Here is a 15,512-nt window from a genome sequence, read left to right on the forward strand (position 1 = left end):
TCCTCCGGGCAATAAAAAACCGCCCGTAGGCGGTTCGTTGAAGCTGTTCGATCAGACCTGGTCCTCGGCATAAACGCCCGCCGAGGCCAGGGCACCCCCTACATCGCGTTCACCGTAAAGCAATGGCTTGCAGCGTCCTTGCGCTGTGGTGGTTACAGCGCCGCCAAACGCATAGGACGATTTGTTGCCGTCGCCCTCCTCGCCCAGCAGGCCGGCAGTGGACGGGGCCATGTTCATCGCGATACCGCCCAGCATGAGGCCGGCGCCGATTGCAGCCAGCCAGTACTGCTGGGTGATTGCGCCAACCACGATCAGGGCGAAACCGGCGATGGTGGAGAACAAGCCGCCGGACTTGCTGCCGACCACAATTGGAGCAATGCGGATGTCATCAGCCTGGGTCGAGCGCATTTCAAGCTCACTTTCGCCGAGGTTCTGCTTGCCGCGGAATACCGCGAACTCAAGCCCCCGCTCATGCCCCAGGCGCAGAAAGCGCCTAAAGCCCGGCAGCATCACGCACAGGGCGTGAATCGCCTCGCTGCAAGATGCGACTGCAAGGTAGTGAACCCGGCCAAAGCGCGAGCCCAATACGCCATAAAGGCGGACGGCAACAACCGGCGGCAAAGCCGGGGCTGGTACTGGCATAGCCATCAGGTGCTCTCCGGTGCTCGTTGGTGGCGAAGAATCATCACCGTGCGCTCAGCCCACATCCCGCCATACACATCCCGGGTAGACCTCTTGCCGTAACGGTGGTGCAGGAAAGTGCCAGGCGCCGCATGCAGGTCCGGCGCACTGGAAAGCAGGCCGTCCCCCAGGTACACGCCGGCGTGGTTGGGTGCTGCCGGCATGGCGCCGCCATGGGCGGCGATCTGCATCACGATCAGGTCGCCCTTGCGCAGGTCGGCGGCACGATAGAACCCGGCATCCTCATAGTGGCGCGTGTACAGGCTTTCGCCCTCGTTCCACCAGCCATCGCGGCGCGGGAAGTTCGGCAGGTCGATGCTCCACTCCCGGGCGTACCAGTCGCGCACCAAGGCATAGCAATCGAGAATGCCATGGTGAAACTCGCGGTCCAGCAGCGGAGCCTGGTAACCCTCCGGCTTGATAGTCGCCGTGTCGCCTCCCGGCCAGCCCAGAATGAACCAGGGCACGCCGTGCAGCTCACAGCTGACGCGATCGGCCATGCTGGGCGCGGCCAGCGCATTCGGATGGCTGTGCACGATCTCGACGATCTCGCCGCGATCCTCAGCGGCGCATTGGTCTTCCGGGTTGATGATGAAGTGCTCGCTCGGCGTCTGGGCGTCGTTGCGGCACGGGACGTACACACGCCGACCATTCTCCCGAATCACTACCCCGCAACATTCGCGGGGTAGCTCGGCCTGGGCATGGGCCTGCACCTGCTTCAGCAAAGTCTTGTTCATGGTCACACCAGGCCGGCGCCAGGGACGCCACCAAAGGGTAAAGGGCTGTTCTCGCCGTGACGCTTTTTGCAATCGCTCAGGCGCCCACCGCACCGGTCCAGCGCGGGATCGTCGACGGGGTTGCCGTCGGCATCGAACATCTTGGTGCCGGTGTAGTTGCAGTCGGGCCCGCGGTACTCACCCCACAGGCACCACTCGCAGCGGTTCATGATCAAGCCGCCCGGCAGCATCTGCCCCTTTACCGAGGTCGGCGGCGCCAGGCCGAACACAATCTCCGGCCGGCCGATACTGGTCGGCACGTTGATAAACGAAATACTGGTGCGCTCCTGGTCGCTGGCCGTCGGGTTGCCGCCAGGGAAGTTGGCGGCATCGAGGTACTTGGCGTACGTCTCACGGACAGTGACCTTGATCCCCACCAGGTGGTGGAACTGAACGCACAGGGCCGTGATGACGCCGTCGAGGTTGCCCAGCTTCAACATTGGGGTGCTGGTGTTGCCCTCGGTGCCACGGCCAAAGCCGCCAACCTCGAACGGCCTTGGCAGGTAGGCCTGCCCCTTCCAATAGATCGGGCCATCCCATTGATGCGCGTGATAACGCAAAGTGCCCATACCCCGCGACTCGCCGTCCAGCTCGAGCAGTTGAATCAGGTCGCCGGGCTCAAGCTTCTGGTCGTCTGCCGTGATCATGTTTTACCTCATGGACTAAAGACTTGTTGGAAGGTGGTGCTGAGCGTGTATCGCCCCTTGCCGTGGCTCGCTGTCTGCCATCCACCTGTGGTGATGTACCGACCCTGGGGTTGCAAGGGTGGCTTCCAGAGGAAGCTGATCGCGCCCTTGTGGCGAATGAAGAACGCCAGAATCGGTGCCAGATAGGCCTCAGTCCCCGTGAACGAAACCTGATGAGACCCGGCCAGGTTGTTGATCCCGACCGACAGACGCTGGCTGTAGCCGTTGTTGTACTGGGAAGTGAGCACATTGGCCTGTACGTCCCCGCTCGACCCCACCCGCGGGGACCAGGTGAATACTTCAGGCATCACCCATTCCTCCTGTTGCTGGGGTCAAGCAGGCCGTTCTGGCCCTTCTCCTGGATGATTACGCCCCGGGCAACCTTGGGCATTTCTTGGCGCACCGTGTTGAGAATGGCCTGGCCCATGGCCTCGTAGCCCTCAGTGGATGTAACCGAGCCGCCCGTGCCATCGCCGCTGATGTGGATGGAAATTCGCGGCGCTGCAGTAGCGCCATCGGCGACAGGTGGCATTGAATACCCGAGCGAAGCAGGCGCAGCAGCCGACCCGACGTAGCCGCCAGTGGCATAGCCGCGCCTGTTCAGGCCTTCGAGGTAGTCGCGCATGCCCGGCAGCTGCACTACCTCCTTGCGCAGGACGAACTCCCCGCCGTGCACCACCCCTTTGGGTTCGAACTTGCCACCGTCGCCGGTGTAACCGCCGCTGGAAAATCCAGCCAGGGCCATGCCGGCGACCATGCCGGCGTTCGCGTAGCCAGCAGCCAGCAGCGCCGCACCCACTGGAATACCGCCCAGCACTGTCAGCTCAGCCGGCGCTTTCGCCGCGGCGATCTGCGCGTTCATGATGATCGAGGCGACCGCGAAGGCCTTTTGCGCGACGAACAAGGCCTTGTAAGCCCCGGACTGCTCGCCGGCGATTTTGCCGACCATGTCCGCTGCCTGGCCCGAAAGCTCGCTGAAGGTGCTGACCACCGCCACCTTGTACGAATCCTGAATGCCGGAAAGGCGCTCGTTGTTGGTCCTGGTGATATCCGCTACGCGGTCCAGGTACTGCTGTTCGGCAGCCAGGCGCTGTTCATTCGTACTTTGCTGGTCGGCCAGGATCTGGTCGCGCAGCTCGGCCTGCAGCGTCAGTTGCTTGTCGTGCCACTTCTTGAGCGCGGCTTCGGCCTCGGCGATCTTGATCAGCTCACCGGAAGCCCCGGCGACAGAAGCATCGAGGCCGCCATACTCCGGCGCCTCAGTGATGGTCGCTTTGGAGATCGCATCAGCGCCCGCCCGGTACTGGTCCGAGTTCAGGGTGCCGGCGCGCTTGGCCGTTTCCAGCACCTTCATCCGCTCGCGTGTGGTAGCGAGTAGAGCCTGCTCCTTGCTTTGCAGGCTGGACATCAGACCGTCGTAAGCCTTGCGGGCATTCAGCGCATCAAGCTCGATGGCCTTACCTTCGAGTAAGGCCTTGTTCCGGTCGCTCAGCTTAGAGAGCTCACCGTTGGCCAAGTCGTAACGCAGTCGGCCCAGCTCGGTCGTTTCATCATAGAGCGCGACCTGCTGGGTCAGGTTACCCAGGGTTTGCTTGTAGGCATCGTTCAGCCGCTCGGCCTGCCGCTGGATGTCCTCCGAAGCCTTTTTGGCCTTCTGCTGCGCTTCGTCGGCCGCCTTCGCCACCTCCTTGGCCTGCGTCTCAGCCTGCACCAGGATGCGCCAGCCCTCTGCAACCCCGGGGTCAACACCTTCGCGCTGGATGCGGCGATTCAGCTCGCCCATGGGGTCGCCGCCATCGCGGGCAGCATTCAGGCGCTCCACCAGGGTCTTGGTGTAATTGGTCCAGCCGTCGATCGTCTTCTGGTCTGGCCCCTCAATCTTCTTGAGCCCTGCGCCAGCCCCGGCCGCAGCTGCAGCAACGTCATCCAACCTGCCGCGCAGCATGTTGGCTACATCGCCATACTCGCCCGACGCTTTTATCGCATCGCCATACGCAGCAGCCGAGGCATTGATTGCCTTGGTCATCTGCTCATTCGGACCGATAGCCGCAACAAGTTGCTGACTAGCAGAGTAGATATCCTGACCGCCGGCAATTCGCCGATTGAAGTCTGTGACCGCACGATCCCGCTGAAATGGATTCGCGCTAAAGGTATCTCCCCACTTATCTCCCGCCTGAGCGGAAGCCCTGATTTCCCGAAGCGCCTTCTGGGCGGCTACTTGCGCCGCAGCCTGCTGCTCCAAGACGCCATCAAGCTTGTAATTTGCCTGTTCCTTGCCGAGTGCTGCGAACTCTTTGCGCAACTCCTCCACCGGTCGTTTCAGGTCGATAGTTGCGCGGCGAGCCTGGTCGCTGCTGTCGCGAAACAGTAAGTAGCTCGCTGCAACTGTGCCGGCAGTAATCGCCAATCCAGCCGGTCCGCCCAGGACGCCTAACAGCGCCGAACCAGCGCGGCCAGCCAGGGAGGACGCTGCCGTTTGCGCGACCTGCGCTGCCGTCTGCGCTGCCGTTGCCTGGGCATCTGCCAACCTAGCCAGGCGCAGGCGGCTGAGAGCAGCCGTATGCGCATCGGTGAATCTGGTGGCAACCACTTGCGATTCAGCAGCAGCAACCTCGGTAGCAGTGCGCCTGGCTGCAGCAGTGGCGGCATCGAGCTGCGCAGCAGTACGACCAATTTCGGCGGCGCGAGCATCGCGCGATGCGTTAGCTTGATCCTTCAGCCCCTTGACGATCTCACCGAATTTCAAGCCGCCATAGGCAGCGCCGGCTACCAGCACAGAGGCGGCAAGGGTGTCCATGTGCTTGGTGACAAGGTCTATCGAGCCAGCCAGAAGAGCAATACTTCCTGAGGCCTCATCCGCCCCACCAATCCAAGCTTGGAACGCGTTGGTAAATGCCGTCGATGAGCGACTTACCGAAGGAGGCAGCTTGCCGAACTCAGCGTTCAGCACGCCAAGCTGACTGATCAGGGCCGGAACGAGCTTATCAATAGTGATGAGCCCTTGGTCCGCCATTGCCTTGAGGTCACCCCGTGCAACTCCCATCCCGGCCGCTAGGGCTCGAAGAACGCGATCTCCGCTATCAGCGATAGAGTTGAACTCTTCACCTCTCAGTACGCCCTGAGCCAGTGCCTGAGAAAACTGAGTAATAGCAGCTGATGCGCCCTCAGAGCTTGCGCCGGATACCTGCAGCCCAATAGATAGCGCTTCGGTTACTCCAAGTACTTCGGAGGTTGAATATCCAAATTCGCGCATCGATGATGCTGACCGGCTAAACAGTCCAGCATTATCAGAATACGAAGTGCCGGTTCGCTGGCTGAGTTCAAACAGCGATTTCTGGCTGACTGCGAAATCTTCAGTACTGGTGGTGGCCTGCTTCAGCCGGGCATTGACCTGATTCCAAGCATCAGCCTGATGGATAACATTGCCCACCGCCAGCGCGCCAGCCATAGCCGCTGCATAACTCCCAACCGTCGAGGTAAGCGACTGCATCGCAGCACCCTGAGCGCGAACAGCAGCTTCTTGCGATCGCCACGAACTGGTCGCGTCCCGGTTTCCAGAAGTGATAGTCCGGAGGTAGCTCTGCCCCATTCGCCCAGCTCTAGCCATCTCACGCTGATACGCGCTTGTTTCCGCCGAGACGCTAACAATCAGAGAGCGCAGAGTCTGCCCTGCCATACTTTTCTCCAGGCATAAAAAAACCCGCAGTAAGCGGGTTTGAGGTTGGCTTGAAACTAACGGAAAAGGAACAGCAAAAGCAGCACGCCCAATACCCCAAAAACCAGGTAATAGGTGATCTTCGCTCCGTTTTCTGCTTCTTTTAGATCTTGGTCTTGCTCAGACTTCAAAGAGGCCTGAGCCTCTCGACTCTCATGTCGCGCAATGATCAATGCCTCTCTAACCTTGCGCTCATCAACTCGCATCTCGGAGTCGAGTAGTTCATCAAAAATTGCTCTTTCGGAATCGCTCATGATTTCGCGAAGCCGCTCAATTTCTTGATTATTTCTCGCAATAGCTTCATGCGAATGACCAATAATCCTTTCGTCTCTTTCAACTGCAGCGTTATGTTCATCCAGAAGATCCCTGACCTTCTGTCGATCGAACTCCGTGTACTTGAGCACTTGCCCACCTATTCGACGGCAAAATGGGAACTCTATCACTACGGATGCTGCTCTAAAAATGTTGGCGCTATTCGCCGTCGGCGCTGGCCATCAAGAATGCCTTGAACAGCTCCTCCCCTTCTTCTGGCGTTTCCTCGGCTGATCGCACTGCGTCCGGCTTCCACTTCGGCAAGAGGTCCATCGGTGTGACCTTGGCGCCTTGGGCCTGGAGCGTAGACGCGGCGATGATCGAGGCCTGGATATCACCCCGGGCATCGCTGAGCGGGGATTCCTCGTTGTAGGCCATCCATAGGAACAGCTCTTCAGCGCTCATGCGCTCCCGCAGGTCTTGCAAAGTCATGCCCAGCCGGAGGGCCAGAGTCAGCATGAAAGCCAACTCTGGCTCCTCCGTCAGTCGTTTCCCGCTGCTTCCACTGGATCTTGAGCGCCAGCACCAGCCTCAACGCCGCTGAGCTCGAAGGCCTTGCCGACCAGACGGTCGTGCACAGGGCTGAACGCCTTGGCCACGGTCTCAACATCCGCATCCTCGAAGATTCGGGCGTGCGACTCGTCCAGCAGGGTGCGCACCAGAACAAAGGCGTAGAGCGGCGAGGAGTCGATATCGACCAGCCGCGCGGCCGGCGCCTCCCCCTCTTCCGCTTCAGGGATCTCGCTCAGCCCGACAGCCGCGCGAGCGGCGGCCACGGCAGCTGCAGCCCGGCGGCGGTACTCAGCCCAATCGCCAGCACTGAGCGCCATCACGACGACTTTTGCGCCATCCCACTCCGTCACGTCCAGCAGCTCATGCTTGAAGTTGCGAGCAGGGTCGAGCGCCATGGTACGCAGGCTTTGTGCGCCTGCAATCTTTGCGCGCGCCATTACGGGGTCACCGGAGGAACTTTGAAGGCGACCTTGCCGGTGATGCGCACGTTGAAGGTGCCGTTAACGGTACCGTTGGGTGCGGCGTCCCAGGTGAACTGGGTAACCAGGCCAAGGAACTCAGAGGACGTGCCGTCCTTGAACACCGACTTAAATGCCCGCGGCTCGCCATCATCTCGGGCGGTGCGCAGCACGGTCTGGGCTTCATCGTCAGCTTTCCAGTTGCCGGACATGCTGAAGGTGCCGTTGTCAGCCAGGCCCACGGTGTATTCCTTGGCCTCGCTGGCCAGGGTGGTCACTTCGATCTCATCCGACTGACCGCCCTGGAACTGGGGCTGCTTGATGGTGACCGAGAGGTCCGCGAACTCGAGGCCGACCTCGGCCGGGTCGAGGGTGGTGGTCTTGGAAACGCTGAGCTGGGTACCCTGCGTTTTGACGAACTTCGCTTTGGTTGGGTTCTGCGCGGCCATGGGGCCTCCTATGGTTGCAGGGTGTACTCCCAGCTGACGCTGAAGAGCTTGGTATCATCTTCGAAAACGTCCGGCAGGCGATCTGCGCTGCCGGTGGTGAAGTCATCGCCGTCGGCGGTCATGACCGCGAAAGCCTCGCCGGCCAGGGTCAACGCCTGAAGGAAGCTCTCCCCCCAGGCGTCGAGCTGGATGGTGAGGTCCTTGGAGCCATCCCAGCCGGCCAGGGTGAACCCTGTATCGCTGCCGATGGTCTGGATCACCAGGCGCGGCTGCTCGGCATCGGCCGGGGCAACGCCAAAGAAAACGCGCCCGTCCACCAAGGGCGAAAGCCTGGCGATGAGGGATTGCTCAATCATGGGGGTTACCGGGTGATTGCGTTGTCGATGCCTTCGGCGAGCTTGTCGGCGGTGGCCTTCTCGATCTCGGCCAGGTTGGCATCCCAGGTTGGGCGAATGAACGGCGCCGCCGGCATCTTCGATGTGCCGTACTCGAGGAATCGCCAGTAGAACGGCGCGTCGTAGTCGGTTGTGGTCGACTTCCCTGCCTTGCCTGGACGCTTGCGGGGTTTACTTGTTTTGCCGGCTGGCCTCTTCACGCGAACTCCGGCCGTCGCTCCACCAGGGGTTTCCCCTTGCTTCACGCGGGTGGCTTCAATGTTCTTCTTCAGCTTGCCGGTCTTGAATGGGGCCGCCTGCCGCGTCTTGTCCCGGGCGACCCGCGCGCCAGCAATGACAGCATCGCGCACGACCTTGTTGCCCACCGACCGAGCCAGGCGCTCGAAGTCGGCCTGCAGGTCGCCCAGGCCGACGACAGTCAATGATCCGTTGCTCATTTGGGCTTCACCGTCTTGCACATGAGTTTGAGCATGTCCCGCTGGTTGGTTGCCAGCGGGGCGATGATTTCGTAACTGATGCCGTCGTGGACCAGGTGCTGACCAGCGACCACATCCTTGCGGTACCGGATGTTGATCTCAGCGCTGACCTGAACCTGCATCTGCGCTGCGGCTTCATACATGCGGCCCGATGGAATGTTGATCTCAGCCCACAGCTTGCCGAGGTCGCCCCAGGTCTTTGTTGGCTGACCGAGGGCGTCCTTACCCTCGACATAACCGCGACGCATACAACGATGACGTAGTGGCCCGGCTCGCATCACACACCCATCCGGATGCGGTAAGGCATCAACAGGTGCTGTGAAGCCAGCGGAAGCTCGGTGGCGATGGTGCCGGTCACCACCTCCTCGCGATTAGCGAACAGGTGGCCCAGCTTGAGCAGGCAGGCAGCTTGGATTGCCGGGTTGAGCACCATGCCATAGGCGATGGTGTCGGCCTGGTCATAGGCTTCGGCCAGCGCCTGTCGCGCATGCTCGAGCAGCCGGCAGCGAAGAGCGTGATCCTGCTCGGCCTCGGCAGCGGCAACAGCCGCCACGTTGGCCGCCTTGGCATCCTGCATCGCTTGTGACACGCCAGCCCTGGCCTCGTCGAGGGCTACCTGATCCAAGTAGAAACGGCGATTGAGGAACCGCATTGCCGCCTCTTCCGCCGCTTCCAGTTGCGCCTGAACCAGCACCTGGTCGTCAGATTCTGCGCGCAAGTGATGCATGGCAATGTCGATGGCGATCACGGACATGGCTTACTCCTCGGCCTGCTCTGGCTCGCCACCGGCGGTCAGACGCTCGGCTTCCGCATTGGCTGCTTCTTGATCGCCAGAGAAGGCGCCGGCCTGATTTCCACCGGCATCAACCACGATCCACTTACCGCCGCCTTTGTGCTTCGCCTTGAAGGCGGCGATTGGCTGGGCAGTCGGCAAGGTGACGGCGCCCAAGCTACCGGCGGTCAGCACGCCCGCGCCAACTGCATCTTCCTGCGAGATGGTCACCACCACCTCGCGCTCCGAGTCTTCCAATTCGGCATAGCCCTTCTGAATCAACTGGCGCCCGTGCTGCTCAATGGTCTCGAATGGCGTGCCCTCCACCAGCGTTTGGCCGCCCAGGTACAGAGGTTTCAGGGTTTTCAGCTTCATGAATGCCTCCAGGGGCCGCATCTTGTGCGGCCCTCACATTGGGTTACGGAGTGACCGGGGCGGCGAACTCACCGAAGATGAACGCTTCTGGACGCTTCACCGCCAAGGCTGCACGCTCTTCACAGCGGATCGAGATCAGGTTCTTCTCGAAATCGTCGGCGTTCTCGGTCGAGATGACCACGTTGGCGTCTTCACGGTCGAACAACTGAGCGCCGGTCTGGAATGCGCCGGTCAGGAACTTGCCCAGGAAAGCAGCGACCTCGGTAGCCACGACAGGCAGCCCCCACAGCACGGGGCCAGCCAGACCCAGCGGGTTGGCGAGGATATAGCGGCCCAGGGAGTCCTTGGTCAGCTCGATCTTGGCCCAGTCCATGAAGTGCAAGACATGACCAGAAGCAGGCAAGCGCGCCAGCTGAGCTTGCAACATCGCCAGGCGGAGATCATCGATGCCCGACCGTTTCTCCACCTCGAATGCCGGGACGTATTTCGAGGCCTGAGGGACGATACCGTGCAGGTGCACGCCAGTGCCGTCACCGAACAGGATCTCCTGCTCCTCGACGTACTTGAGGCCGTAGCGCATTTCAACGTCGATGGTCGAACCCAGCTGGGCAAAGTCGTCCAAGATCTGCTTGGAGGCCTTGAACATGTGGGCGATGGTCGACACGCCGGTGAGCTTCGATGCGAATTCGATGTTCGAGTACGGCTTGGCGGTACCCTCGGCCACGACCTTGGCGGCGTTGGTGAAGCCGGTCTGCTGCACCCAGAAGATCGCCGGGGCAGTGGTTCGGCCCGGGGCGATCAGGTCGCGGATGAACAGGCGCTGCTTCGGCGCGGTGTCGATGCCGGGCAGGCGCTGGGGCTCGACGATGCCGGCCGGGATATCGGTAGACAGCAGGGCGGCACTGACCGGAATGTTGACGCGCTTGCCACCTTCGATACTGGCCGCGAACTGCTTGAGCGCTTCGCTCTTGATCACAACGCCGCCGAGGCTGTCCTGGGGTTGCGGGGTGCCAGCCGAAGGCCGGCGGGCGAACTCCTGCTCGAGCTCGCCCAGCTGGGCTTTCAGCTGCTTCTCGGCCTCGGTCAGGCTGTTGAACTTGGTCGCCAGTTCGTCGACGGCATTCTTGGTTTCTTCGGACAGGCTTCCGGCCTTCTTGGCCTCAGCCAGCGCGTTCTCAGCCTGCTTGCTGAAATCGCTGGTGGCCTGCTTGAGCTCGTTGGAGACCTGCTTCAACAGGTCAGCGGTATTGTCTGCCATGGGATCTTCTCCGGTTACTTGAGGGCTGCTGCCGAGAACCGCGACATGGCGGCCTGTAGATCGGCAAAGTGGTTGGCCAAGTCGGCCTGGTTTTCGGCAGCGCTGCGCGTACCGGAGGGGGCAGCGCCAGGCGTACCACCCTTGAGTTCTTGAATCAGGGAGCGGCGCTCTGAGCGAGGCATTCCCTGCTTGGCCAGGATCGTGTCCAGGCGGCGCGCCGCAACCTGCTGAGGCGCAATGGCCTGCGGGTCTTCCTGTGCCGCATCCGATGGGAGCAGGCCGTCCGCGAAGCCGGCTTCGACTGCCAAACTGCCGCCCATCCAGGTCTCTACGTCCATGAGGTTGCGCATCGCCGCGGCTTCATCACCCGTCCTGACTGAGTAGATGTCGGCCAGGGTTGCGTCGATCTGGTCGAGGAAGTCAGCGACTTCCGTGAAGTCGTTTCGGTCGCCAGCGGCGATGGTCCAGGCGTTGTGGATCATCATGAAGCCGGCTCGGGCGATCTGGATTTCATCGCCGGCCATGGCGATGAACGATGCAGCGGAGGCGGCCAGGCCAAGCACCTGGACGGTTACCTTGCCCTTGTGCTCGCGCAGCAAGTTGTAGATCGCCAAGCCCTCGAAAACATCGCCGCCTGGACTGTTGATCTTCACGGTGATGTCTTTGTCGCCGATGCTGCGAAGTGCAGCGCTAACGCGCTTGGCAGTGACGCCCTCACCCGTCCACCAGTCCATGCCGATCGGGTCGTACATTGTGATGGTGGTAGAGTCGTCACCGGCTGCCGCCTTGATCGCTGGATTCCAGCGCTCCATGGCCTTTGGCAGTAGGTCGGATTCGACGCGCGCGTGCGGCCGCACCGCCGGCGCTGCCGGAAGGGTCTTCAGTGTCATGGGGTGCTCCGGGTCAGGCCGCTTTGAGCAGCGGCATCGATATCAGCGCGTGAGCCATCATTGGCCCATCGGGGTTTCCGGTTTCGAGGGCCTCGGAAGCCAGTTCGACCGCCTTGTTGATGGCCTCTCGGTCGTCGTTGTTGCGCGCCGAAACCAGCCGAAGCATGAATGCCGAAGCTGCCGGCGAGACACCCGCGGCCGGCTTTCCGAGCTGATCCAGGGGGACAAGCGCGGACTGCACCGTGTAAGTATCGCCACCAGGGATAGGAGGCAGGTTCTCCAGGCGGCGCACCTCGTTGCGAGACATCCAGCCATTTTGCAGCGCAGTGTTGTACCAGGCGCCGCGGCCGGCGCTATCCGCGCGCAGCAGGCCTTCCACCGAAAACTCAGCGAAGAACTCTTCAGCATCAGCCTCGCCAATGAGACAGCGGGTGATTTCCTGCTCGATGTTGACGAGCAGTGGTCGCAGGCTGTTGGTGAGGAAGTGGAGGTTTTGCGCCTCGACCGAGGCAGCCCAGCTGGACTGCTTGTCCATGTGGCCAACCATGAAGGGCGGCACGCGGAACCAGCGGCACATTTCTTCGATCCCGAAAGACCTGGATTCCAGCATCTGCGCAGCCTCAGGGTTCATCGTGATGCCCTGGTACTTGAAGCCTGCTTCCGCCACCATGATCTTGCCGGCGTTCTTCGATCCCATGAACGCCTGCATGCTGGTCCGAAGTTGCTCGCGCTGCTGCGGCGTGATCTTGGCGTCGCTGCTCAGAATGCCGGAGGCCTGCATGCCCTGAGCGAACACCTTCGCCGCGGCCTCCTCGATCGCCATGGCCGAGCCGAAGATCTCGCGGCCGGTGGTGACAGGGAGCATCCCGCACACTCCATCCAGACCAAACCCCCGGATGTGCATCAGGTTCTTCTCGGGAATGTCGCGCTCAACGCCATTCTCGTTATACGTGTACTTGAGGCGTCCGTTGTCCTGCCGTTTGACCTTCATGCACTGAGGCAAGAGCGGCACCAGGGCGATCACCCGGCTACCGATCATCTTCTTCTCTACGAAGGCATTGCCTCGAAGGCAAATGCTCGCCACCACCAGCAGCATGAAGCGCTGCGGCGTCATCTCGGCGTTCGGTATGCGGCACAGCAAGCGGTACAGTGGGTGCTCTTTGGCCACCTCGCGCGACCCATCCGGGAGGCGCCGGTATAGCTTAAGCGGGAGAGTGGAAACGGATTCGGACAGCAATCGCACGCACGCCCACACCGTGGACAGCTGCATGGCCTTATCGACCGATACATGCTTTCCAGATGCAGAGCTGCCGAACCACTCTTGCCAAAATGCGCCGTCCTTCAGGCCGATGGGCACCCCAAGCCAGTTTTGCAGCGCAGCCTTCACCCGGCCCGGTTTCTTCTCGGCCATCAGATTCCTACCATGATCGGGTTATCAAAGAAGCCCTGGATATCACCAGCGCCTTCGGGGTTGAGAGCCATCAGCGAAACAGCGTCAAACGTCGACATCAGCGGGTCGATCTTTGCCGAGCCGCTGGCCTGCTTGGTAATCGTGATGGCATTGCCTTGAGGTACGACCCGGGCATTGCCGACGCACCAGTTCATCAGTGCGCTGCCGCAGTGGACCAGCTCACCGCCGGCCACCTTGCGCTCGGTCATCTTGATCGCGCCGTTGAGTTTCCAGCCTTGGGAGATAGCCACGATCTGCTCCATGACGATCCCGCGCTCTTGGGTGGTCAGCTCGTCGACGATATCGCCGATGCCTGCCGCATCGACGCCGATTGCCAGCTTCTCCGGCAGCAAGCCCCGATCCCTGATGTCGCAGATAATGTCGGCAACCTGCTGGACGTCGTCACCAGGTCGGTCGACGACAGTGAGGTCGCCGGCCCGCTCGAAGTCTCGCAGCGCGCTGGCGATATCCTTCCGCCGTTCAAATACGATGTTGTGCGCCCAGGCGTGAGACCAGTGGAGCCATCGACGCGTGACAGGTTCCCGGCCAAGCACGGTCAGGCCGAGCAAGTCATCAAGGCCGCCGCCATCAACTCCCACCGTCACTACTTCGGAGCGCTCCAGCAGGCTCTCCAGCTCTAAACCGGTCTCGGCAGCAAACTCCCAATAGTCGGCACCAGCCCACCGGTCGGTGCGCAGGTTGAGTCCGATCTCAATATTGAGGTGCTTCGCCAGAAACTTCTGCAGCGAGCCGTCGCTGGTAGCCAGCCTTTTCTTGAGCTGATCTTCGAGCCACTCGGCACTGACGGAAAGCCCCAGGTTCGGGTTGGTGATGTAGAAGTTCTCGGGTTTCAGGTAATCCTTGTCGCTGACCATGCAGGCCGGGAACTCGTACAAGATACCCAGCGTTTTGAGGTCTTCGACAATCCCATCCCGAACATCACGCCAATATTTCAGCCGCTCTTTAAACACGCCGGCTGGCGGCTCGTCGCTCTGCGTGGTCAGGTATATGACCCAACCCTCATTGCGCGACACCTGGCCGCCGAGGGCCTCCATGAACATGGCCTCGGCGCCGGCCTTCTTGCCGAAAACCCACAGCTCGTCCACCAGAACCTTGCCGGCCTTCTTGCCGGATACCGTGTCGGTATCGGCCGCCACTACCTTGAGGCTATTTTTGGTGGTGCGGTCGGTGATCGTCCGAATGTGGTCCTGGACGTGGAACATCGCGGTTAGCTCTTCATCCGCCCTAACCATCGCGGCGGCCGGCTTGAAGGCGTTGTCTGCAACCTCGCGCGTCGGCGCCAGGATCAGGTGTTCCTCTTCCTCACGCCAGCAGAGTATCAATGCTGTCAGCATGATTCCCGCAGCGATAGTGGACTTGGTGTTCTTCTTGCTGATCAGCAGGCCAAACTCACGGATCAGCTGCTTACCGGTTTCGCTGTCGTACCCACCAAAGATGGCTCTGACAAAATCGAAAACCCATTCGTCGCAGCAATCCGCCATGCGCGGCTTGCCAGGCAGATCGGGAACCTTGAGCTCCTTGAAAATCTGCAGGGCTCGTTCGGCTTCTTCAGGGAAAATCGGCGGCGGAATGATCGAACGCCTTGAAATCAAGCGCTCTTCCCAATCGATGCAGGCGGTGGTCCATTCCATCGCTACACCTTCTTGCCGTTCTCAGCGACCAGCTTTGGTGGCGCCTGGCGGCCGAACTTGCTCGCAGCCTGCTCGGCGGCTTTCTGGCGCTCTTCCTTTTTGCCGCCCTCACCTTTGCGCTGATGCACAAAAGGCATGAGCGCTTTTGCCGCGTCGACGCGCAATTTTGGCTCGGTGCCCAAGTCATTCATCACTGCCAGGAGGAATGACTTGGGATCTCGATGCATCAAGGCCGCGCCAAGATCAAAACCGGCAGGCTCGACCTCGCCGACCGCTTCCGCCACGCCCGACTCATCCGCTTCGCCTTTAACACCTTTAACAGCCCCATTAACAGGATGCAGGGCGTTCAGTTTGTGCAGTTCGGCGATCACATCCGGGTCTTTTGCGAGCCGGGAACCAGCCGCAGAGGCAGTCTTTTCGGGGCATCCAGCCGCAATGGCCGCGTCGCGATTGGACGCACCTCCCCTCACCGCGGCGATGAAGTCGCGTTTTTTGGGTGTTAAAGCCATTAACAAAAACCTCAATAGGGAAATAAAATCTGCGCGTGCGGGGAGGGGTGGTCTAGGAGCGAAAAGCCTCGAACTCTCGACCCACCCCCCCCCGCCAGATCGGGGAATTGACGTGCTTCAACTCGATGCAGCACGCCACTGACGT

Annotated in this window: 19 protein-coding genes; all 19 read right to left on the reverse strand. The window is 61.3% G+C overall.

What is annotated here, in order from left to right; all coding sequences use genetic code 11:
* Positions 1–51: 51 nt before the first annotated feature.
* The gene (locus tag LOY54_RS17450; protein WP_258607378.1) at positions 52–648 is read right to left on the reverse strand and encodes a tail assembly protein; all 597 of its coding nucleotides are present in this window, start codon (positions 646–648) and stop codon (positions 52–54) included.
* On the reverse strand, positions 648–1,418 hold the full coding sequence (locus LOY54_RS17455; RefSeq protein ID WP_408980520.1) for a C40 family peptidase: 771 nt from the start codon (positions 1,416–1,418) through the stop codon (positions 648–650). The genes LOY54_RS17450 and LOY54_RS17455 overlap by 1 nt, the downstream gene beginning before the upstream one ends.
* A 2-nt stretch (positions 1,419–1,420) precedes the next feature.
* The gene (locus tag LOY54_RS17460; RefSeq protein WP_258607380.1) at positions 1,421–2,104 is read right to left on the reverse strand and encodes a phage minor tail protein L; all 684 of its coding nucleotides are present in this window, start codon (positions 2,102–2,104) and stop codon (positions 1,421–1,423) included.
* 8 nt (positions 2,105–2,112) lie between these two features.
* Positions 2,113–2,451 (reverse strand): phage tail protein, encoded by a 339-nt coding sequence (locus LOY54_RS17465; RefSeq protein ID WP_258607382.1) that lies wholly within the window; start codon positions 2,449–2,451, stop codon positions 2,113–2,115.
* Complete coding sequence (locus LOY54_RS17470) at positions 2,451–5,633, reverse strand: tape measure protein (protein ID WP_258607383.1); 3,183 nt, start codon at positions 5,631–5,633, stop codon at positions 2,451–2,453. Before LOY54_RS17470 ends, LOY54_RS17465 begins: the two co-directional genes overlap by 1 nt.
* A 242-nt stretch (positions 5,634–5,875) precedes the next feature.
* On the reverse strand, positions 5,876–6,262 hold the full coding sequence (locus tag LOY54_RS17475; protein WP_258607384.1) for a hypothetical protein: 387 nt from the start codon (positions 6,260–6,262) through the stop codon (positions 5,876–5,878).
* 67 nt (positions 6,263–6,329) lie between these two features.
* Positions 6,330–6,629, reverse strand: a complete 300-nt coding sequence (locus tag LOY54_RS17480) for a DUF4035 domain-containing protein (protein ID WP_258607385.1) — start codon at positions 6,627–6,629, stop codon at positions 6,330–6,332.
* A 23-nt stretch (positions 6,630–6,652) separates the two neighbouring features.
* Positions 6,653–7,120, reverse strand: a complete 468-nt coding sequence (locus tag LOY54_RS17485; RefSeq protein ID WP_258607386.1) for a phage tail assembly chaperone — start codon at positions 7,118–7,120, stop codon at positions 6,653–6,655.
* Positions 7,120–7,590 (reverse strand): phage tail tube protein, encoded by a 471-nt coding sequence (locus LOY54_RS17490; RefSeq protein ID WP_258607387.1) that lies wholly within the window; start codon positions 7,588–7,590, stop codon positions 7,120–7,122. The genes LOY54_RS17485 and LOY54_RS17490 overlap by 1 nt, the downstream gene beginning before the upstream one ends.
* Before the next feature lie 8 nt (positions 7,591–7,598).
* Positions 7,599–7,946: a DUF3168 domain-containing protein gene (locus tag LOY54_RS17495; protein WP_258607388.1), complete on the reverse strand. Its 348-nt coding sequence runs from the start codon at positions 7,944–7,946 to the stop codon at positions 7,599–7,601.
* 5 nt (positions 7,947–7,951) lie between these two features.
* Positions 7,952–8,422, reverse strand: coding sequence for an HK97-gp10 family putative phage morphogenesis protein (locus LOY54_RS17500; protein ID WP_258607389.1), 471 nt, complete (start codon positions 8,420–8,422; stop codon positions 7,952–7,954).
* Complete coding sequence (locus LOY54_RS17505) at positions 8,419–8,709, reverse strand: phage head closure protein (protein ID WP_258607391.1); 291 nt, start codon at positions 8,707–8,709, stop codon at positions 8,419–8,421. The genes LOY54_RS17500 and LOY54_RS17505 overlap by 4 nt, the downstream gene beginning before the upstream one ends.
* A gap of 29 nt (positions 8,710–8,738) precedes the next feature.
* The gene (locus LOY54_RS17510; protein WP_258607393.1) at positions 8,739–9,215 is read right to left on the reverse strand and encodes a head-tail connector protein; all 477 of its coding nucleotides are present in this window, start codon (positions 9,213–9,215) and stop codon (positions 8,739–8,741) included.
* A gap of 3 nt (positions 9,216–9,218) precedes the next feature.
* The gene (locus LOY54_RS17515; RefSeq protein WP_258607395.1) at positions 9,219–9,608 is read right to left on the reverse strand and encodes a hypothetical protein; all 390 of its coding nucleotides are present in this window, start codon (positions 9,606–9,608) and stop codon (positions 9,219–9,221) included.
* Between the two features lie 43 nt (positions 9,609–9,651).
* Positions 9,652–10,866: a phage major capsid protein gene (locus LOY54_RS17520; RefSeq protein WP_258607397.1), complete on the reverse strand. Its 1,215-nt coding sequence runs from the start codon at positions 10,864–10,866 to the stop codon at positions 9,652–9,654.
* A gap of 14 nt (positions 10,867–10,880) precedes the next feature.
* Positions 10,881–11,756 (reverse strand): head maturation protease, ClpP-related, encoded by an 876-nt coding sequence (locus tag LOY54_RS17525; RefSeq protein WP_258607398.1) that lies wholly within the window; start codon positions 11,754–11,756, stop codon positions 10,881–10,883.
* Positions 11,757–11,769: 13 nt separating this feature from the next.
* Positions 11,770–13,167, reverse strand: coding sequence for a phage portal protein (locus tag LOY54_RS17530; RefSeq protein WP_258607399.1), 1,398 nt, complete (start codon positions 13,165–13,167; stop codon positions 11,770–11,772).
* Positions 13,167–14,858 (reverse strand): terminase large subunit, encoded by a 1,692-nt coding sequence (locus LOY54_RS17535; RefSeq protein WP_258607400.1) that lies wholly within the window; start codon positions 14,856–14,858, stop codon positions 13,167–13,169. Before LOY54_RS17535 ends, LOY54_RS17530 begins: the two co-directional genes overlap by 1 nt.
* A 2-nt stretch (positions 14,859–14,860) precedes the next feature.
* A complete protein-coding gene (locus LOY54_RS17540; protein ID WP_258607401.1) occupies positions 14,861–15,367 on the reverse strand; it encodes a terminase small subunit in 507 nt (168 codons plus the stop codon).
* Positions 15,368–15,512 lie beyond the last annotated feature (145 nt).

The sequence above is a fragment of the Pseudomonas sp. B21-032 genome (assembly GCF_024748965.1).
Taxonomy (GTDB): domain Bacteria; phylum Pseudomonadota; class Gammaproteobacteria; order Pseudomonadales; family Pseudomonadaceae; genus Aquipseudomonas.